At 35.3% G+C, this 215-nt stretch carries 1 pseudogene; it reads right to left on the reverse strand.

What is annotated here, in order from left to right:
- Positions 1-215, reverse strand: a pseudogene (locus tag JO375_RS08600) (discoidin domain-containing protein); the annotation flags it as partial.

Here is a 215-nt window from a genome sequence, read left to right on the forward strand (position 1 = left end):
GATACTTTAGACATCATCTCTAATTCGCTAAGGGCTAGATACTGACTTCCATTGTTAGCTGTAATATTAATTCTATAATTCTTATATGAATTAGAATTAGAAAAAGAGAATTTTTTGGGAGTGTTATCTACCCATCCAGTGATATTTGACTGAGTGTCTAGCACATTCCAAGTAACCCCATCATTTGAGCCTTCGAAAGTCCAATCTTTAGGGGC

It is taken from the genome of Paenibacillus farraposensis, from assembly GCF_020736845.1.
GTDB lineage: Bacteria > Bacillota > Bacilli > Paenibacillales > Paenibacillaceae > Paenibacillus > Paenibacillus farraposensis.